The sequence below is a fragment of the Neisseria sp. DTU_2021_1001991_1_SI_NGA_ILE_055 genome, assembly GCF_032342915.1.
GTDB lineage: Bacteria > Pseudomonadota > Gammaproteobacteria > Burkholderiales > Neisseriaceae > Neisseria.
The window spans coordinates 1288467-1309296 of sequence record NZ_CP135440.1 but is presented as its reverse complement, the minus strand read 5'-3'; the positions used below and the strand labels follow the sequence as shown (position 1 = coordinate 1309296).

16 protein-coding genes are annotated in these 20830 nt (G+C 49.5%); 7 read left to right on the top strand and 9 right to left on the bottom strand.

What is annotated here, in order from left to right; all coding sequences use genetic code 11:
- Positions 1-13 precede the first annotated feature (13 nt).
- Together RRV97_RS06100 and RRV97_RS06095 are read left to right on the top strand one after the other, a co-directional pair.
- Positions 14-1705 (top strand): DUF4178 domain-containing protein, encoded by a 1692-nt coding sequence (locus RRV97_RS06100; protein ID WP_315611015.1) that lies wholly within the window; start codon positions 14-16, stop codon positions 1703-1705.
- Between the two features lie 67 nt (positions 1706-1772).
- Positions 1773-3377, top strand: coding sequence for an NAD(P)-binding protein (locus tag RRV97_RS06095; RefSeq protein WP_315611014.1), 1605 nt, complete (start codon positions 1773-1775; stop codon positions 3375-3377).
- A 68-nt stretch (positions 3378-3445) separates the two neighbouring features.
- Here the strand turns inward: RRV97_RS06095 and RRV97_RS06090 are convergent, their stop codons facing one another.
- A complete protein-coding gene (locus RRV97_RS06090; protein ID WP_315611013.1) occupies positions 3446-4084 on the bottom strand; it encodes a bifunctional 4-hydroxy-2-oxoglutarate aldolase/2-dehydro-3-deoxy-phosphogluconate aldolase in 639 nt (212 codons plus the stop codon).
- Positions 4085-4279: 195 nt separating this feature from the next.
- Entirely contained in the window at positions 4280-6115 is a 1836-nt protein-coding gene (gene edd / locus RRV97_RS06085; RefSeq protein ID WP_070849347.1) for a phosphogluconate dehydratase, read from the bottom strand.
- Between the two features lie 480 nt (positions 6116-6595).
- Here edd and zwf point away from each other — a divergent pair, with 480 nt between their 5' ends.
- The 5 genes from zwf (at position 6596) to pgi (ending at position 12473) form a co-directional block, all read left to right on the top strand.
- On the top strand, positions 6596-8041 hold the full coding sequence (gene zwf / locus RRV97_RS06080) for a glucose-6-phosphate dehydrogenase (protein WP_315113280.1): 1446 nt from the start codon (positions 6596-6598) through the stop codon (positions 8039-8041).
- A gap of 63 nt (positions 8042-8104) precedes the next feature.
- A complete protein-coding gene (gene pgl / locus RRV97_RS06075) occupies positions 8105-8800 on the top strand; it encodes a 6-phosphogluconolactonase (RefSeq protein WP_049322098.1) in 696 nt (231 codons plus the stop codon).
- Entirely contained in the window at positions 8781-9761 is a 981-nt protein-coding gene (locus tag RRV97_RS06070; protein ID WP_003745741.1) for a glucokinase, read from the top strand. Before pgl ends, RRV97_RS06070 begins: the two co-directional genes overlap by 20 nt.
- Positions 9762-9837: 76 nt before the next feature.
- Entirely contained in the window at positions 9838-10686 is an 849-nt protein-coding gene (gene hexR / locus RRV97_RS06065; protein ID WP_315611012.1) for a DNA-binding transcriptional regulator HexR, read from the top strand.
- Between the two features lie 143 nt (positions 10687-10829).
- Positions 10830-12473: a glucose-6-phosphate isomerase gene (gene pgi, locus RRV97_RS06060; protein WP_315611011.1), complete on the top strand. Its 1644-nt coding sequence runs from the start codon at positions 10830-10832 to the stop codon at positions 12471-12473.
- 52 nt (positions 12474-12525) lie between these two features.
- On the opposite strand, the gene RRV97_RS06055 is transcribed toward pgi, so the two are convergent.
- The 7 genes from RRV97_RS06055 to RRV97_RS06025 form a co-directional block, all read right to left on the bottom strand.
- Positions 12526-13623: an NnrS family protein gene (locus RRV97_RS06055; protein WP_315611009.1), complete on the bottom strand. Its 1098-nt coding sequence runs from the start codon at positions 13621-13623 to the stop codon at positions 12526-12528.
- Between the two features lie 188 nt (positions 13624-13811).
- Entirely contained in the window at positions 13812-14426 is a 615-nt protein-coding gene (locus RRV97_RS06050) for a CadD family cadmium resistance transporter (protein WP_167435446.1), read from the bottom strand.
- Between the two features lie 197 nt (positions 14427-14623).
- Entirely contained in the window at positions 14624-15316 is a 693-nt protein-coding gene (locus tag RRV97_RS06045) for an ATP-binding cassette domain-containing protein (protein WP_315612239.1), read from the bottom strand.
- Entirely contained in the window at positions 15316-16113 is a 798-nt protein-coding gene (locus RRV97_RS06040; protein WP_009310823.1) for an ABC transporter permease, read from the bottom strand. The genes RRV97_RS06045 and RRV97_RS06040 overlap by 1 nt, the downstream gene beginning before the upstream one ends.
- A 181-nt stretch (positions 16114-16294) precedes the next feature.
- Positions 16295-17449 (bottom strand): hypothetical protein, encoded by a 1155-nt coding sequence (locus RRV97_RS06035; RefSeq protein ID WP_315611008.1) that lies wholly within the window; start codon positions 17447-17449, stop codon positions 16295-16297.
- A gap of 225 nt (positions 17450-17674) precedes the next feature.
- Positions 17675-18652, bottom strand: a complete 978-nt coding sequence (locus tag RRV97_RS06030; RefSeq protein WP_315611007.1) for an ABC transporter substrate-binding protein — start codon at positions 18650-18652, stop codon at positions 17675-17677.
- A gap of 57 nt (positions 18653-18709) precedes the next feature.
- Complete coding sequence (locus tag RRV97_RS06025) at positions 18710-20629, bottom strand: TonB-dependent receptor (RefSeq protein ID WP_315611006.1); 1920 nt, start codon at positions 20627-20629, stop codon at positions 18710-18712.
- Positions 20630-20830: the final 201 nt, after the last annotated feature.

Below are 20830 nucleotides of genomic sequence, written 5' to 3'. Positions count from 1 at the left end.
ATATTGACGTTATATGGAAAAAACGCCTTTTTTTAAAACCGATTGCCCAAGCTGTGGTGCGCCTGTGGAGGCGTATTCCGCTACTGCCGTGACGCTGGTGTGTGGCCATTGTCACAGTATGCTGGTTGCTAGAAGCGGTAAGGGGAAGAGCGGATATTTTGTTGCCAATTCTGGGCGTAATTCTGCGTTGCTGGAGGATTTTAGTCCGTTGCAGATTGGAGCGAGAGGCGTTTTTGATGATCGGAAATTTACGCTGATTGGGCGATTGCAGGTACATTACGATGTCGGCGCATGGAATGAATGGTATGTCTTGTTTGATGACGGGCAGACCGGCTGGCTTTCCGAGGTTGGCGATTTATATGCGATGACATGTTTGCTTGCCCAGAAGAGGAGACGGGGGCCGAAAAATTTTAAGTCGGTGAAAGCCGGATCCAGTTCGTTGATCTTTAATGGCCAAACCTTTATTGCGTCAGACGTCCGCACCATACATTACCGTAATACCGATGCGCAAGGCGAGTTGCCGTTCAACCTATCTGGGAATCAAGCGACAGGCGAGGTTTGCGACTGGCGACGCGGCAATTTGTTTTTGACCTTGGATTATTCGACTTTTCCAATGGACTCCTACTTCGGACGCATAGTCAGTTTGGACAGTTTGAAGCTGGAAAATAAGCGTAGTGATGATGAAATCCGTGAAAGTGCAGGCCGTCTGAAAGGAGAGATTCTTTCTGAAAACTGTCCTCATTGCGGCGCTCCTGTCCATTGGCCAAGTAGTGTTACTTCTTTCCTTTTATGTCAGTCTTGCGGCAGCAGTTTGAACACGACAAAAGATACTGTTGCGTTGATGAAGGCGAATGTCCAAAGGAAAGAACAAGAAAACCTGTTTACGCTTTCCATTGGTACGAAAGGCCGTCTGAACGATACAGAATATCTGATTATCGGGGCTGTAAGATTTGCCGAAATATCGTCCTATAACCAAAATCAGTCCGAATACTGGACGGAATATCTGCTTTATAACACTCAACGAGGGTTTGCCTGGCTGATTGAGTCTGGAAAACGCTGGCGGCTGTCAGAAACCTTACACACATGGCCGGACTTTGATTCAAGTGGCAATCCTGCCGGTGAAATGTTGATTGATCATTACCGCGGGCGGGTCGAGGCAGCGGCTGGCGCTTTTTATTGGAAAGTCAAACAAGGCGATTTGCTTCATTACAAGGAATATAGCGGCAAGAAAAGTTATGGCCGGAATGTCATTCTGTGTTTCGAGCAGAGTAAGGATGAAATTGTCTGGAGTAAAAGCAGCCCTGTGTCTTACCGTCAAATGAGAAAGGCATTCGGCCTGTCTTTTGATACTAAGGAGATACTCTCTTACTGGCTGAAGGGCGATAATAGAAATGTTGGGAGTAGAGATAATGTAGCCCGTATCATTGCTATGCTGATTCTTATCATCGTCAACCTTCCGGCCTGGCTGTCGCCGCACCTACGTAGCCCTGTCGGCATAGTGGTCAGTCTGTGTGCGTTGGTATGGATATGGATTTCTGACAGATATAAAAACGATCGTGATTACGAAGAAGAACGGGTAGGGACGATTATTTTCTTTGCTTTCATCATTTTCCTTACCGTCTTGTTCAACTATGTCCAAGCTGAAGACAGCGACTCATCGCATTCCGGCAGCTCCTATCATGGTTATTCGGCAGGACATAAATAACGTGAGATCTGTTTAACTTCATTGTACCGTTTCATTTTTATTTTTTCAGACGACCTTTTTATAAAACATGCTAACCCGCCGTCAATTTCTCAGTTACACCGCCGCGCTTGGCGCTACTTCTGCTTTTTCTTGGCAAACTTACCAATACCTCAACCGCAAACCGCCGGTTTCTATTAACCGTGTCGGCTTGCCGTTGGGGCATTTGTTACGCGACGGGGAATTGCTCAGTCCGCCGACCCGTCGGTATGAATGCAATACGCTGATACTTGGCGGCGGTGCGGCGGGTTTGGGGGCGTTGTGGTATTTGGCGAAGCATAATCACCGCGATGTATTGTTGGCGGAAGGGTTTGAACGCAATGGCAACAATGCCGCCTATACGTCTTCAGACGGCCTGAAAGCGCCGAGCGGTGCGCATTATTTGGCTTTACCGTCGAAAGAAAGCGTGTATGTGCGCGAGATGTTGGCGGATTTCGGTATCTTGCAGCCGGACGGCAGCTTTAGGGAAACCGATTTGGTCTATGCGCCCGAATCGCGCCTCTTATATCAGGATAAATGGGTGGAACATTTATTGCCGAAAGAAGATGCGGATTCCAAACGGTTTTTTGATTTAATCGGCCGTCTGAAACAGGCTTACGGCAATGACGGTAAGAAAATTTTTGCCATTCCGATTGCGTTGTCATCGGTAGATGAAACATGGAGAAAACTCGATCATCTGACGTTTCAACAATGGCTTGAGCAAGAGGGCTACCACTCACCCGAGCTTTTGTGGTATCTCGATTATTGTTGCCGCGACGATTACGGACAGGGCATCGGGCAAGTGTCTGCCTTTGCCGGACTGCATTATTTTGCCGCCCGCAACAGCGCGGAAACCGTCCTCACTTGGCCTGAAGGGTTGGCACATCTTTCTGAAAACCTGCGCCGTCATGCCGGTTTGCAGGAAGGCTGGCAGTGGCCGTCTGAAAACCGTATCCGTTTGGAGAAACCTGCTTCCGTCAACGCATCCGCCGTCAAAATCAAACCGCTTTCAGACGGCCGGATTGAAGTGTGGCTGCGTGATAATGCAAAAGGGGAAACCGTTGCCGTCACTGCGCAACACCTTATCTCCGCCATGCCGCTGATGGTTGCCGCCCGTATTATTGAATCTCCCGAACAATTTGGTCTGGATATTCCCGAATACGCGCCATGGCTGGTTTCTAATTTTGAACTGCACAGTTTCCCGAAAGAAAAAAACAACAGCGAACTTGCGTGGGACAATGTGGTTTACGGCAGCCAAGGGTTGGGCTATGTTGTTGCGACCAACCAGTTTATCCGGGTTGCCCGTCCTGAACGCACGATTTTTACCGCCTACGCCGCGCTCAACCACGATACGCCACAAGCCGTCCGCCGTCAGCTGCTTGAAGCAAGCGACGAAGAGCTGCTCCGGCTAGCCGCACAAGATCTGCTTACCGTTTACGGCGAAGGCTTTTGGCGACACGTTTCCCATGTTGACATTACTGTCCGCGGGCATGGCATGAGCGTACCGAAACCCGGCTATTTAAGCGATGAGGCTTTATTAAAAATCAGAAATCGAAATGCTGGATTATTGTTTGCACACAGTGACTTAAGCGGCTATTCGGTATTTGAAGAGGCTTTGTATTGGGGTGTGGAAGCAGCACGGAAAGTGTTGGCTTAATTGATATAAAAAGGCCGTCTGAAATCATATTCAGACGGCCTTTACTCTTCTTTTAACCTATAACCTGATTAGGCTTTTGGTTTCAAAGCGGCAGCTTCACGAGCCAGATGGGTGATGGTATCCCAGTCTTTGTTTTTGATGGCTTCTTTCGGAGTCAGCCATGAGCCGCCGACGCACAAGACATTAGGCAGCGCCAAGTATTCGGGGGCAGTTGCCAGGCTGATGCCGCCGGTCGGGCAGAAGCGCACGTCGGCGTAAGGACCGTACAGGGCTTTGAGCATGGCTTTGCCGCCAACGACTTCGGCAGGGAAGAGTTTGAGGGTATCGATGCCGTGTTCCAAAGCCAGTTGGACTTCGCCCGGAGTGGCAACGCCGGGAATCAGGGGAATGCCGCTGTTGTGGCTGGCTTTGGCGAGGGATTCATGCAAACCCGGGCTGATGGCGAAAACCGCACCTGCGTCTTCGACGGCTTTGAGTTGCTCGGGGTTGGTAACCGTACCTGCGCCGACGATGGCGTTGGGCACTTCTTTGGCAATCAGGCGGATGGCGTCGAGGCCGACGGGGGTGCGCAGGGTGATTTCGAGGGTGGGGATGCCGCCTTCGACAAGGGCGTGGGACAAATCGACGGCGGTGCTTAAGTCGTCAATCGCCATCACAGGCACAACTGCGCCGGCGGTCAGGATTTCGCGTGGGGTCAGTTTGGACATTTCGGTTCTCCAAGTGGGATAGGGGCATTTTTGTTGAGGTCAAACGGGAAGGGGCTAGGTTTTCAGACGGCCTTTTTGAAAAATGGGAGACGTTGATTATTCGCGGGCAAAGCCCACGCTGCGTCTGGTCCGTTTAAACAGTTTCAATAATTTTTCAGACGACCTTCTGTTTTAAAAGGCCGTCTGAAACGGACATCAGGCAAATTCGCCGCCGAAGCTCATGGCACCGGTTTCTGCGCTGCTGGTCATGCTGCGGAAGTTGGCGAAGAGTTCGCGGCCGCAGCCTTGTTGGTTCGCGCTCAAGTCGATGTGTTCGACTTCACGGGCGTTCCATTCGGCTTCGTCAATTAGGACATTGAGTTCGCCGGTAACGGAGTCGAAGCGGATCAGGTCGCCGGTACGGATTTTGGCGATATTGCCGCCCATCAGGGCTTCGGGCGTCATGTGGATGGACGCGGGTACTTTGCCGGACGCGCCGGACATACGGCCGTCGGTCAGCAGCGCCACTTTGAAGCCGCGGTCTTGCAGAATGCCCAAAGGCGGGGTCAGTTTGTGCAATTCGGGCATACCGTTGGCGCGCGGGCCTTGGTAGCGGACAACACACACAAAATCGCGTTCCAACTCGCCGCGTTCAAATGCAGCCAAAACTTCGCGTTGGTCGTTGAACACGATGGCGGGTGCTTCGATGATGCGGCAGCCTTCGCGCACGGCGGACACTTTAATTACGCCGCGTCCGATGTTGCCTTTCATCAGGCGCAGACCGCCGTCCGGGGAGAACGGGTTGTCGGCTTTGCGCAGGATGTCTTCATTGCCGCTGGTTTCAGGGGCTTCGCGCCATTCGAGTTTGCCGTCGATGAGGAAAGGCTCTTTGGTGTAGTGGCGCATGCCGTGTCCGACGACGGTATCGACATCGTCGTGCAACAGGCCTGCGTCCAGCAATTCGCGGATAACGAAAGGCAGGCCGCCGGCAGCGGTAAAGTGGTTCACGTCGGCTTTGCCGTTGGGGTACACACGAATCAGCAATGGAATGATAGAAGAAATTTCATCAAAGTCGTCCCAGTTCAAAATCACGCCTGCGGCGCGCGCCATGGCAACGAGGTGCATGGTGTGGTTGGTCGAGCCGCCGGTCGCCATCAGGCCGATCAGGGCGTTGATGAACGATTTTTCGGTCAACATTTCGCCCAAGGGTTTGATGGTACCGTTTTTAATGCCGCGCGCGAGGTGTCCGGCAGCGTAGCGGGTCAGGGCTTCGCGCAGGTCGGTGTAAGGGTGGACGAAGGCGGCGGCAGGCAGGTGTACGCCCATCATTTCCATCATCATTTGGTTGGAGTTGGCGGTGCCGTAGAAGGTACAAGTACCCGGGCTGTGGTAAGAACCCATTTCGCTTTCAAGCAGGGCATCACGGCCGACTTTGCCTTCGGCGAAAAGTTGGCGGGTACGGGCTTTTTCCTTATTGCCGATACCGCTGGACATCGGGCCTGCAGGGACGAAGATGCCTGGGATATGGCCAAACGACAACGCACCAATCATCAAACCCGGTACGATTTTGTCGCATACGCCCATAAACAGGCCGCCGTCAAACATTTGGTGCGACAGACCGATGGCGGTACTCATAGCAATCACGTCGCGGGAAAACAGCGACAATTCCATACCGGCGTAGCCTTGCGTGATGCCGTCGCACATGGCGGGCGTGCCGCCGGCGACTTGGGCGGTCGCGCCGTTTTTTTGTGCTTCGTCTTTAATTTGGTCGGGGAAGTCTTTAAACGGCTGGTGTGCGGAAACCATATCATTGTAGGCAGTGATGATGCCTAAGTTGGGGACGGTTTCCTGAAGCATTTCGATTTTGATGCTTTTAGGCATGGAGGCGTAGCCGTGTGCCAAGTTGCTGCAGCCGAGCTGGTTGCGCTCTAAGCGTCCCATCTGTTTGGCGCTGCGGATTTTCGCCAAATATTTCTCACGCGTCGGGCGGCTGCGCTCGATGATGCGCTCGGTAATTTCGGCGAGTTTCGGGTGAATAGGAGTGGGGTTCATGTGCGGTCTCCTGGCTAAACGATATGATAGGGATTTTGTTTGCGCGTTTCTGATTTTTGTATTGGGTGTTTTCAGACGGCCTAGAGCTGTGGGAATAAATAATGAGTGCCGTCTGAAATGTTGAAGATTTCTCTTCGAAGCGTCTGTGTATTATAGTACAAATTCTGTAATTTTGTTGCAAAATAATTCGCTAAGTGGAAGAAATTTGATTTAAATCGAGGTATGGTCAATTCGTAAAATGGTGGGCTGCAAAAGTCATCAAACTTTTATGTTAAATCAAACAATTTGTAAAAATGAGAATGGACAAAATCTGTAGCCATGTGTAGTATTACTACTCATTAGCCCGCTTGTTTGAAATTTTGGTGCAGGCGATTGGTTTTTTACTGCTTATTGCTTAAAGGCTTTTGATTTTAATTGATTTTTATGGATGACGACAGTCCAAAAGTTTTGAAGCAAGCTTCCTCAACGAGAGATGAAACAATGAGTACACAGACAAATTTTGATTTGGTGTTGTTTGGCGCGACCGGCGATTTGGCAATGCGTAAACTTTTGCCTTGCCTGTATCAGGCGCATGTAGCCGGTTTGCTTCATCCCGAAGGTCGTATTTTGGGCGTAAGCCGCAGCGAATTGGATACCGCCGGCTTTTTGGCCAAAGTGGAAACGAATTCTAAAATCCATGTCAAACAAAACTTCTCAGATGAAGCGTGGGCGTCGTTTATCCAACGTATCGAGTATTTAAAAGTCGATGTTACAGAGAAAGGCGATTTCATTGCCTTGGGCGACTTGGTAAAAGCACGCAAGAATACTGAAAATGTCGTGATCTATCTCTCAACTGCGCCGAAATTCTTTGCACAAGCCTGTGAAAACCTTGCCGAAATTGGTTTGAATGCCGATAACGTGCGCGTGGTTTTGGAAAAACCGTTGGGTACGGACTTGGCCTCTTCCCAGCAAATCAATACAGATGTGGCCCGTTATTTCAAAGAAGAACAAATCTACCGTATCGACCATTATTTAGGTAAAGAAAGCCTGCAAAACTTGCTGGCCTTGCGTTTTGCCAATGTGATGTTCGAGCCTTTGTGGAACAACAAATATATTGAAAGCGTACAGCTGACCATCGCCGAACAGTTGGGCGTGGAAGAGCGCGGCGAGTTTTACGACATTACTGGCGCATTACGCGATATGGTGCAAAACCACTTGATGCAAATGCTTTGTATGACTGCGATGGAAGCTCCGGCGAGCTTGGATGCCGATGCCGTGCGCGACGAGAAAGTGAAAGTCATCAAATCTCTGAAACCGCTGACCATCGAATCCGTTAACGAAAATGTTATTCGCGGCCAATATGTTGCAGCAAACGGCATGAACGGCTATCTGGAAGAAGTCAACGTTCCGCAAGACAGCTTTACTGAAACCTATGTCGCCATCAAAGCCGAAATCGAAAACGAGCGTTGGAAAGGCGTACCTTTCTATCTGCGTACCGGCAAACGCATGGCAGGCAAAGTGGCGGAAATCGTGTTGAACTTCCGTCCGCTGCAAAACCATATTTTTGACAACAGCCAACCTGCGCCGAATCGTTTGGTTATTGAACTACAACCGACCGAATCCGTCCGCCTTTACACTCAAGTGAAAACCCCGGGTGCAGGCAACAAAGTTGAAGTTACGCCGATTGGCGTGGACTTGGGTACAGCCGTAGAGGGCCGCCGCGCCGAGGCTTATGAGCGCCTGCTGCTGGATGTAATTAACGGCAAACTCGCTTTGTTCAACCGCCGCGACGAACTCGAAGCCGCTTGGGAATATGTGATGCCGATTTTGGAAAACTGGGCGAACAATACAACGCCTCCACATGCTTACGAAGCCCATTCTTGGGGTCCTGAAGCTGCACGCGCGCTGTTGGCCCGTGACGGCAACAAGTGGCACGAAGAGCAATAATTTTTCTTTCAGACGGCCTTGTTTTCCAACAAAAGGCCGTCTGAAACCATGAAAGGACGAAACATGTTTGTTTGGCACGAACAAGAAAACGCTGCAACTGCCGCGCAAGCTCTCGCCGATGCCGTTGCCGCTGCATTGCAAGCCGCGTTGAATGAGAAAGGCCATGCGGTTTTGGCCGTTTCCGGCGGTCGTTCGCCGATTGCGTTTTTCGAAGCTTTGTCGCAAAAAGATTTAAATTGGCAAAATGTCGGCATCACTTTGGTGGACGAGCGTATTGTCCCGACCACGCATGCCGACAGCAATACGGGCCTGGTGCGCGAATATTTGCTCAAAAATAACGCGGCCGTTGCTACATGGATTCCAGTTGTTGAAGACGGAAAATCTGAAACTGAATTACAACCTGAAGTTGTCGTTGCTTACGCATTGAAACATTACAAGCAACCTGACGTGCTGGTGTTGGGCATGGGTTCAGACGGACATACGGCGTCGTTGTTCCCTCAAGCACCTCAATTACAGGCCGCAATCAATGAAGCCGATGACCCGACATTGATTCATACCACGCCGGTTACCGCGCCGCATGAGCGCGTAAGCATGACTTTGGGTGCGATTGCCAAAACGCCGAATGTGTTTTTGGCCATTCAAGGCGCAGAGAAAAAAGCAGTATTTGATAAAGCTGCCGCAAGGGCCGATACCGAATATCCGACCAGCCTGATTCTCAATCATCAAGGAATTAACTGCCATGTCTACTATGCACACTGAAGCTTATCCCCGCCTGGTCGCCGACATCGGCGGTACGAATGCCCGTTTTGCGCTTGAAACTGCCCCGCAAGTGATTGAGAAGGCTGAAGTTTTACCTTGTAAAGATTACGATACCGTTGTTGATGCCGCCAAAACTTATTTGGAACGCGCAGGCAGTCCGAAAGTTTTGCACGCCGCCTTTGCGATTGCCAATCCGATTTTGGGCGACTGGGTGCAAATGACCAACCACCACTGGGCGTTTTCCATCGAGACCACCCGTCAGGCTTTGGGTTTGGAAACCTTGATTCTGTTGAACGACTTTACCGCCCAAGCTTTGGCCGTGACCAAAACCGAAAAGAAAGACCTGGTACAAATCGGCGGGCAAAAGCCCATCGAATTTGCGCCTAAAGCCGTCATCGGCCCGGGTACAGGTTTGGGTGTCAGCGGTTTGGTGCACAGCGCCGCAGGCTGGGTGGCTTTGTCAGGCGAGGGCGGCCATACCAGCTTTCCGCCGTTTGACGATATGGAAGTGTTGATTTGGCAATACGCTAAAAACAAATACGGCCATGTTTCCGCCGAGCGTTTCTTGAGCGGCGCGGGTTTGAGCCTGATTTACGAAGCATTGGCCAAACGCGACAACATCAAGCAATACCGTCTGAAGCCGTCTGAAATTACCGATAAGGCATTGAGCGGGACTTCTCCGCTTTGCCGTCAGACTTTGGATATTTTCTGCGCCATGCTGGGTACGGTTGCTTCCAATTTGGCTTTGTCTTTGGGTGCGCGCGGCGGCGTGTATTTATGCGGCGGCATTATCCCGCGCGTGTTGGATTACTTTAAAACGTCCCCGTTCCGCAGCCGCTTTGAAAATAAAGGCCGCTTTGAGGCTTATCTTGCCGCTATTCCCGTGTATGTCGTATTGAGCGAGTTTCCAGGCATCGTCGGCGCAGCGGCGGCATTAGACAATCATTTAAATAACGTTTAAACACACAAACGGCGGTGCAGGGCAGGGGTGGAGAAAACCCTTGTCCTGAACGTCAAAAAATCAAAGGGTAGAGTATATGTTAAGCAAAATCAGCGAATCATTGTCCAACCTCTCCGGTGCAGAACGCAAAGTTGCCGAATCTGCGCTGGCCGAGCCGAAATGGTTCGTTCATGCCGCCGTGGCGGAAATCGCCGAGCGTGCGTCCGTCAGTCAGCCGACAGTAATCCGTTTCTGCCGCAGCCTGGGTTACAAAGGCTTGCCTGAGTTCAAACTTGCTTTGTCTGCCAGCATCGGCCACGAAGGCATGCCTTACGTTCATGAAGAATTGAACGCCGATGACAACATGAGCAGCGTGGTCGAAAAAGTATTGGGTAATGCCGCAGCCTCCCTCTTGGGCGAGCGCCGCTTCCTGAAAGAATCCGAGCTGGAAAACGCGATTGCCATTCTGATGCACGCGCGACGCGTTGAGTTTTATGGTGTCGGCAATTCCGGCATCGTTGCCCAAGATGCGCAACACAAATTCTTCCGCTTCGGTATGTCCACCGTTGCCTATGTCGATACGCATACCCAGCTGATGGCGGCTTCCGTATTGACCGAGCAGGATGTGTTGGTGGCGATTTCCAATACCGGCTCGTCTATCGAATTGCTGGATGCGGCCAGTATCGCCAAAGAAAACGGCGCATCCGTTATCGCGCTGACCCGCAATGATTCGCCGTTGGCCCAAATGGCCGACTGCGTATTGAGCATTGCCACTCAGGAAAATGCCGAGCTTTATACGCCTATGGTGTCCCGCCTTCTGCAATTGGCCGTTATCGACATTCTTGCCATCGGCTTGGCCTTACGCTTGGGCGATACCGCCAGCACGCAACTGCAAAAAAGTAAAAAAAGCATACACAACAAACACATCGAATACGATAAAGATTGATTCTTCACTGACATTTTCAGACGGCCTCGCCTCATATCCAGGCCGTCTGAAACCTCAAAAAACGGAAACCACACCGTTCCCGTTTCAGACGACCTCACGGCCGTTTTCTCAACAAAACTGTCCACTATCCAGGAGAGCATCCGATGAAACACCTTCACGATTTACCGGCTTGGTCAAAATTATGGATACATTTTGACGAAACCAAAGAACAACACATGCGCGAAATGTTCGATCAAGATCCCGAACGTGCCGAGCGTTACTGGCTGCAGGTTGGCGGCCTGACGCTGGATTATTCCAAAAACCGCATTAACGACGAAACCATGGCACTGTTGTTCGAGCTGGCGCGTGAAGCAGGCGTGCCGGAGCGGATGCAACAAATGTTCCACGGCGAAAAAATCAATACCACCGAAAACCGCGCCGTTCTCCACATTGCCCTGCGTAACCGCACCAATGCCCCCATCGTCGTAGACGGCGAAGATGTGATGCCTAAAGTCAACCATGTCCTGCAACGCATGGGCGAATTTGCACACGAAGTCCGCAGCGGCAGCTGGTTGGGCTATACCAACCAAGTCATCACCGACGTCGTCAACATCGGTATCGGCGGCTCCGACCTCGGTCCGCTGATGATGTGTACCGCGCTCAAACAATTCGGCCATCCGCGTTTGAACATGCACTTCGTCTCCAACGTGGACGGCTCCCAACTGCGCGACGTATTGTCCAAAGTCCACCCTGAAACCACCCTCTTCATCATTGCCTCCAAAACCTTCACCACCCAAGAAACCCTGACCAACGCCCTGACCGCGCGTAAATGGTTCTTGGATCATGCAGGCGATGAAAGCGCCGTGGCCAAACACTTCGTTGCCGTATCGACCAACCAAAAAGCCGTAGCCGAATTCGGTATCGATACCGCCAATATGTTTGAATTTTGGGACTGGGTCGGCGGACGATACAGCCTCTGGTCAGCCATCGGCCTGCCGATTATGCTGTATCTCGGCGAAGAGAACTTCATCGAAATGCTCAACGGCGCGCACCTGATGGACCAACACTTCATCAATACGCCGCTAGAGCGCAACATGCCCGTCATCCTCGCCCTCATCGGCATCTGGTACATCAACTACTACGGCGGCGGCAGCCACGTCATCGCCCCTTACGACCAACACCTCCACCGCCTGCCCAAATTCATCCAGCAGCTCGACATGGAGAGCAACGGCAAACAAGTGACCCTTGACGGCAAACCGGTCGGTTACGAAACTTCCCCGATTATTTGGGGCGAAACCGGTATCAACGGCCAGCACGCATTTTTCCAACTGCTGCACCAAGGTACGCACATCACGCCGATTGACCTCATCGCCTCCCTTGAGAAACGCAGCAATTTGCAAGGCCATCACGAAATCCTGTTGGCCAACGTTTTTGCCCAAGCCGAAGCCTTTATGCGCGGCAAAACCCCAGACGAAGTCCGCGCCGAACTCAAAGCCCAAGGCATGGAAGCAGAGCGCATCGAGGAGCTGGTTCCGCACAAAACCTTCTCCGGCAACCGCCCGACCAACCTCATCCTCATGGACAAAATCAACCCGCGCAATATGGGCAGCCTGATTGCCATGTACGAACACAAAACCTTCGTCCAAGGCATTATTTGGGGCATCAACAGCTTTGACCAATGGGGCGTAGAACTCGGCAAACAATTGGCCAAAACCATTCTTGCCGAATTGAACGGCGAGACTGAAGTGCAAAAACACGACAGCTCGACTACACGTCTGATTAATCTTTATTTGAACGCCAACAAATAAAGCATTTAGTTAAATACCAAGGCCGTCTGAAACTTTCAGACGGCCTTTTGTTTTATTCCGGATCATCCGTAAACGCATTTTCCCGAAATATCGGTACAAATGTGAAAAGATACAGTACGAATACGACGATGGTCAGAATCGCGGGGATGGTAATGAAAAATATCGGGTTCACGTTCATTAAAAAGGTGCGCGAGACGGCGGCCATAAAGAGCAGGGGAACGGCAATGCGGCAGAGCTTGGGGTAGTCGAGTTTGGTAAAACCGCTATGCCACAGACCGGCGGTCAGCCACACCATCATCACGCCGCCCATCATGCCGCCGAGGGTAATCAGGTGTAATGGAGCAGAGGAGGGCAGATTTTGCAGTTTCGCCGCACCTGTCCACAAATAGCCTGCGGCAGCAAAAAGTTGGAGCAGGTAATAGGTGCGGACGTAATGTTTGCGCAGGAGTTCGTGATGGTGAAGCTCACGCAGCTTGGCAAGCAAGATAAAGCCGACGGCAAGCGCGGTAAAACCGGCGGTTTGCGTTGGCAGCCAAAGTTCGGCGGCGGCGTGCAGCAGCAAGAAAGTAATAGCGATGTTTTTATAAACGATATTTGGAATAAAAACAGGGTCTTTCAGACGGCATTCTTTCAGGGCTTCCGCACCCAAAAGAATGCTGACGCGGACGGATACGAACATGACCGCCGCCATATTCAGATGCACTTGCGCGCGCAGCAGGTTTAAATCGCCGCTGACGGCATAGGCCGTCTGAAAAACGGTAAACGCGGCGAGCAGCATTAACAGGGCGAAGTTGTCAGTGTTGCGGTCGAGCCAAATCAGCCAAGCGCAAAACAGCAGCAACACCAGCCAATAGGCGGCAACGAAAAACGAGGCAGTTTGCGGCGAAAAGGGCAGTATGGTGGATGCGGCGAGCAACAATGCCGCCATCAAAGTAGCAACAGGTTTCAGACGGCCTTGATAGCCCGTCCATTCGAGCATGGCGGCAGTCAGGAAGCCGCCGTATGCCGCAGGCAGCATAAGTTCTAAGAAGATTTGGCGGTGCAAAATGACGGCACTAGGGCTGATGAAAAACACTAACGCGCCGAGTATGGCAAGTACTGCCGCACCGACAAAAAATGGCCGCATGGGGTGGGTGAAAAATTTATTCATAGCTTGGTTTGATTCTGCATGAAGATGCTTTCGGATATGGGTTTATTGGGTGGACAGGGCCGTATCTTTTGCCAAAGAGGCAAGCCTGTGGCCTGCTTGCCCTCTCCCTAACCCTCTCCCACGGGGAGAGGGTTAGGGAGAGGGCAACGAACCGCAAGGTTTGTCAGATACTCAAATGCCCGTATCATTCATATTATTGATATTATTGTTCGAATTGTATTATTTTCAATAATAATAAATAACCCTAAACCAATATAAATAACAGCCATTATCCAACGACTAAACTTCTCTATAATTTCACCAACACCTGAAATATTAGCCAATCTTTGTGCTGTATATACTAAAACAAAAATCAATATTAAAAATACAAGAAGAGTAACTAATAAGTCGACAAGATCTAAAGTCACAAAGTAAGGAACAAAAAGTCCAATATTATCTGCACCACAACTAGCAACTGTAACCAAAGCAACAATACCGACTAATTTTGACAACCCTTTTTCATCCAATTCTTTTTTAGCTCTTTTTTCGCCCTCACAATCGTCGTAAATAGCAACTTTAATACCTAAGTAAATCGGTATTAAACCTAATAAACCCAACACCCATTTTTCCGGAACATAATTCAAAACAAAAGCTAGAAATAGACTAACTAATATTAAAATTACAGAACCTAAATATTGTCCGATATAAATATCTCGATATTCTTTTCTAGTATTTGCTCTAGCAAAAAATATTAATAGTATTACCAACAAATCTACTGCTGTAGCAATATATAAAACAGCAGCAGTAATCACAGTCGAAAACATAAAGCACCTCATAATGAATCCCCTGCCTCCTTGGCACCACGGCTTTTTCAAAAACCGAATCGCGTTCGGATAACAGATTCGTATCTTTCGCTAAAGAGGCAAGCCTGCGGCTTGCTTACCCTCTCCCTGGCCCTCGCCCCGTGGGAGAGGGTTAGGGAAACGAACCGCAAGGTTCGTCAGATACTCAAATGCCCGTATCATTCATAATAACGAATCCCCTGAAACTCCCTTGCCACCACGGCTTCTTCAAAAGCCGAATCGCGTTCGGACAGCGGCGAGGGCAGGGTAATTACGTTTTGCACGTTCATGCCCTTAGCGGAAAGCAGCATGATTTCATGGCTCAGGCGTGCGGCTTCGAAGCGGTCGTGCGTTACCAGCATACACGCCATGTCCTGCCGCTCGATTTTTTCCACCAGCATGGCGACCAAAATATCGCGCAAATCGCGGTCCAAACCGACAAACGGCTCGTCCAGCAAGGCAAGGTCGCAGCCGCACAGCAGCAGGCGCAAAAACGCTACCCGTTTCGCCATGCCGCCGGACAATTCGGTCGGATATTTGTTCAAATCGCCCGCAGTCAGCCCGACTTTCGCTGCCAGCGCGATGATTTCGCCTTCATCGGGTTTGTCCATAAAAATCGCGATATTCTGCATCGCGGTCAGGTTTTCAGGCAGGCGGTTTTCCTGAAACAGAAAACCCGTTTTGCGGAAAGTATTGCGTATCGTGCCCGATTTCGGCGTTTCCAAGCCCGCAATCAGCCGCAAAACCGTCGTCTTGCCGCAGCCGCTCGGTCCGAACAAAGCCTTCACTTCGCCATGTTGCAGGTTCAAACTGAAATCGCGCACGATGGGGTCGCGGAGAATTTCAAAACGCACGTTTTCAAGACAGAGCATCATCTCCTCCACGGCATAAACAAAATTTCCAAAGGCTTGGTAATAAGGTATTCAAACAGCGACACAAACACGATAACCAGCACCACATAAGCCATCACCGTCGAAGTCTCCAGCATCGCCCTTGCGTCCGCAATCCGCGCGCCCACACCTTCGCTCGCACCCAAGAGTTCAGCCATAATCACCACCTTCACCCCCATCGCCACCGCCACGCCGATGCTGGAAATCACATAGCCCGTCAGATGCGGGATATACAGATAACGGATTTTTTTCAGACGGCCTAATTTATAAGCGTCAAACAACTCCTCATGCTGCTTGTTCACGCTCGCCATCCCGACCGCCGCACTCGCAAACGTCAGCGGCGCAACCAACACAATGATGGTAAACAACACGCTCGGATTGCCGAAACCAAACCAAAACAACGCCATCACCACCCAAATAATCGGCGGCATCGCCAACAAAACCGTAATCACAGGCTTGAGCAACGCCATCGCCGTCTTAAAACTGCCCGCCACCAGCCCCGCCGCCAATCCCGCCGCCAGCGCAACCGAAATGCCCACCACCGACCGCCACAGCGAAATCCCGATTTCGTTTTCCTGAAAATGTTTCAATAAATCCAAAGACTTTTGAAACACCTCCACCGGCGCAGGCAGCATAAACTCACCGAACACGGCACTGCCCCACGCCCACAACGCCACCACCACCATCGCCACACTCAGACCGGCAAAGCCGCTCCAAAGGTAGTCAATGATGTAAAACACCGCAGGCTGCGGTTTGCGGATTTTGTCGGTTTTAATCATGGTTTGTGTGTTGGTTGGTGGGGAAGGTTTGGGGATGATAGGCCGTCTGAAAAGGAAAGGCTGGGCTATACAGAACACTGTAATCCGGCAAAACGGCTTAGTTTCTCAATTGGTGTTTTTCAGACGACTTTGGTTTGGTATTTTGACAGGTTACAACTGCGGTAAAGCTAACCTACGGTTGTCAAACTTTAAACTTAAAAACTTGGGTAAACAAATCTCTCTTATCATCCGTAACATAAACAGGTAAATGGTAATCCGAAGTTAACTGTGTAATGACCGTACTTGATGGATGTCCATATAGATTCTTTGAACCAAATGATATTGGAGAGATTATTCTACGCCATCCTTCACTAAAGTCGTTGAAGAAGTCAATATCAAATCCATTTTTGCTGCCATGATGTGGAACTTGTATTGTATTAATTGGTAGATAATATTTATCCCCTTTTATCTTCGCTATAAAGTCATTACCAATTGTTTTTAAGTCAACATCACCAGTGTAAATACATCCAATATTGAGCTGATCATTCAGAGGATGAAAACAAAACTGATTAAACCAATATGAGTGGAATATAAAACATTTACTCATTAAATTCTTATTTAAATTATTTGGAATGATGTTAGAATATAAAACTAATGAATTTTGATTAATATTTCCACTTATTTTCTTATAGCAATCTCTAATTTTTTTTATATTTTTATTTGTGTAGTCAATATTTTTTAATTCTTTTATTGATATACTGTTTTTTCTAAATTCTCTTATTAATTCTTTATATCTTGTTTTGTCTTTGTAGTTGTATGGTTTATAAATCCAAAAGCTCTGTGTGTTAATAGAAAAGCTAATATTTTTTCCACTCTTAAATTTTGATTCATCTTCAATAATTTTAGTTATATCATATATTTCCTGATTGGAATTGTCATCTATATCAACAGCATCCTCTTCAATATGAATAATTTTCGTTCCTTCTCCAAAGAAGTCATTTGGATTGCTGATAATTTTTAAAGAATTTTCATAATCTTTGCCTAATGCCTTGTAGACTGAAATTAGGATAGATCTACACGTATTTGAAAGTAAAGGCATAATTACTGTTCTAATTTGATGTACACTTTTTTTTAAAATATCAATTTTATTAACATGGTCACTATCAAAGTGAGAAATAAATAAAATATCTATATTTTCATTTTTATTAAAACTACTTGAAATTACTGGATTAACATTGCTTGATACTGAGCCGCAATCATATATTACATTGAATTTTTTATTTTTTGTTGTAAATGTTTCACTATAAAATCCTCCTTGTCCTACAGGATAAAAAGTTCTTTGCATTTTTATAATCATAAAATCACCTGTAAAATATTTCTAATTAACTAGCAGGTTGTATCATGATGCAACATTTCGCACAAGTTTAATGGTTTTTTTGAGTTTGAGAACTTAACCGATAGTTCTGAATTTTTAAAATATTTGTGTACAGTTCCATGCATTATCTAAAAGGCCGTCTGAAAAATAGAAGATTGAATAAATACCCGCAATTATTCTACACTTTCAGACGGCCTTTCTCCCATTTTAAGCCAAGAAGAACCCATTATCCGGCAGCTTGCCGCCCAAAAGTTTCGGGTTGAACTGCATCAGGATTTCGTAAAATTTCAAAATCTCGTTCTTCACTTCGCTGCCTTTGGTTACCGTCAGCCGCGCGCCGTCCAAGCCTATGACTAGGGCGGGTTCGGGGGCGGGGAGGTAGTTTTTGCCGATTTTCGCCGCGCTTTGGCGGTTGGCCAGTATCCAGTTGAGTGCGTTTTTCAAATCCTGATGGAAGATGTCGAACTGCGCTTTGTGTGCGTGGAAATATTCTTCGTTGGCGATGATGCCTGCCATCGGAATCAGCGGTTTGGTGTCAAACGCCTGTCCCCATGCTTTTACCAAATCAAAACCGAGCACGACGTTTACACCCATGGTTTTGCCTTTAAGCAGGCTGGCGGTTGCCATCGGTTCAGGCAGGATGGCGGCGTGGTAGTCCTTGCTCAAAAATAGGCCGACTGCTTCGGGCGGCGTGGCGGTGTAAGTGATGCCGACTTTGTGTGCGTCGATTTTCAGTTTTTTCAACAAGGCTTGCAGCACGATGTCGGGCATGTCGTTTTTAAACGGCACAAGGATTTTTTTGCCGACCAAATCCTGCGGCGAGGTAATCGCGCTACCTTTGCACATCAGCTGCGTGATGCCGTTGGTTAAAATATTCACCATGCCGACTTTCTGCCCTTGGTTGCGCAGGTTTACACCGACATTGCTCGGGCTCATCATGACTTTAAATTGTCCGCTTGCTACGCCTGCACGCAGTTGGTCGGGCGAACGCCAAATTTTCAGCGATACATCCGCCTGCTTCGCCAGCTTGCCTTGCAACGCCGCTACGGCGATGGTAACGCTGGGCATCGCCGGTGCGCCGTATACGGTAAATTGTTCTTTACCGGCTGCCAACAATGAAGGCGAAACGCCTGCGGCTGCCAGCGCGGCGGTCATTTTTAAGAAATCACGTCTTTTCATGTCCATTTTTTATCTCCTAATTCTTAATAAGCCAGTGTAGGCATTCTTTCAGACGGCCTGATTTTAAAAAGCCGCATGCAAACTCAACCAATATGTCCTGCCCGGTGCATACACCACGCTGGGCGACAGGGCGAGGACGTGGTCGCCGCTGATGTATTCGGCGTATTTTTTGTTGAACACGTTGTTCACGCCCAAGCGCAAGCCGTATTTGTCTTTGATGTTTACGCCTGCGTATACGTCGGCAACGGTAAAGCCTTTGGCGGCTTCGCGTTTGTCTATGCCCAGACCGCTTGCCGCGTCAAAATCGCCGCGCGTTTGTTTGGCGACAAAGCGTGTTGCGGTGCCGATGTTGTAGCTGCCGTAGGCAAAGTAGTTTTTGTAGTCGGCTTGGACGGCGGCTTCAAACGGACGGATTTGATAGAGCGGCCTGCCGTCAGTTTCGTTGTGTCCGTAGTTGTAGGCGGCTTTGATGCCTGCCGCCCAATGTGGATTGAAGTTGTAACGCGCGTAGGCCTGCGCGGTAAACAATCGTGCGTCCACGTTGCGTGTGATGATGCCGCCGCCTTTGGAAGCCGTGCCGCTTTGTCCGTGGGCGCGGTCAAAAATAATCAAGTCTTTGACTTTGTCCGCCACAAGCGTGCCGCCCACGTTCCAGCCTGCGCCTGCGAGCGAGTTCATATAGCCGTTGTAGTAGTCGTTGCGGCTGTCGGCGGTGAGCTTGATGCGGTTGTGTTTTTCGGTTTTCAGTAGGGGATTGCCTGCGATGGCGGCGGCTGGGGTTCGGTTCATCAGCGCGCCGTTCATGCGGTTTTGCACGATGGCGGCAAGCGAGTTGAAGCGTTCGGTGTTGTCGCCGATGCGTTCTAAGTGAGCAAGGGAAACGCTGTATTTTTGCGTTTCAGACGGCGTGAAATCGTATTTGAGTTCGCCCGACAAAGCATGACGGCGCACTTTGCCGTTGAAGTCGTAGCCGTAATGGGTTTTCCAGATTTGTTGTGATGAGGCGAAGGCAAGGTTGCGGTTCATCGGATGGGCAGGCTGCGCCGTATTTTTGCGAACGTCCGCTTCGTTGATTTCGTAGCTTAAGCCCAAGCCCAGTTTATGTTGGTCGTCAAATTTGTAAGACAAGGTATCGGCGATGCGCCAGCGGTCGAGGTGTACATCGGCGAAACGGTAGCCGTTGAGGAAGTCACGCATGGCGGTGTGGGTGTTGCGCTCGCCGTTTTGGCTGTCGTTGCGGTAGCTGACGGCGGCGGTGTTGTGAAATTTGCCGAAGTCCGCATCGTGTTTGAGCGAGAAATCATATACTTTGCGGTCAAGTTCTACGAACACTTGCTGCGGCGTGTTGTTTGGGCGCAGGGAGTAATTGTCGGCGTGGCGTTTGAGTTTGATGACGCCCGCTTCCGCGCTGACCGTATTGCTCAAATCGGCATTGCCCCAACGCGCGTTGAGTTTGGCGATATGGCGTTCGGTATCCAATGCGTCGTTGACGAACTGCGGCTGGCGGTCGTTGTTGATGTCGTCGTGTAGGTAGGTGAGGCGGTATTCCTGGTTTTCAGACGGCACGAAACCGAGTACCAAAGCTTGATTGAAACGGCTGTATTTCCAATCGGTCTGATTGCCGTCGCCGTCTTTATAGCCGTTGGCTTTGGTGTGATTGAAGTTGGCCACGCCGTACACTTTCGCCCCGCGCGCTTGCGCGGTAACGGAATTGTAAAAGCTTTTGCCGTAAAAGCCGCTGTTTGCTTTCAGCGGACGGAAGGCTTGATCTATGTTTTCGGTAACAAAGTAATGATCGCTGCGGTCGGTGCGGTCGAATTGGTTTTCGGGGAAATAGCCTTGTGCAGCGGTCGGAGCAATCGGTTTGGGAGGGGAAAAGGTTTTGACAGGCTGGATTTCATCAGAGTCTGCCAAGGTTTCGGCAAAGCCGTTTGTGGCGGCAAAACTGCTCATTAACAGGTAAACCAAATGTTTTCGTTTCATCTTCATCTCCTGATAATCATTTTTATTCATTATGCTCTTGGAGAAAAACAAAGTAAAGAAACGATAAGGTATTTATTGTCGATAAATACCTAGCGTAGAACACAAATCGGCAAGGAGGAAAATTTTTAGAAGAGGGGAGTGGCGGCGCAGGTTGTATTTAATTCTGCAATCGGGTTTTATCTTCTATTAATATTTCAGGTT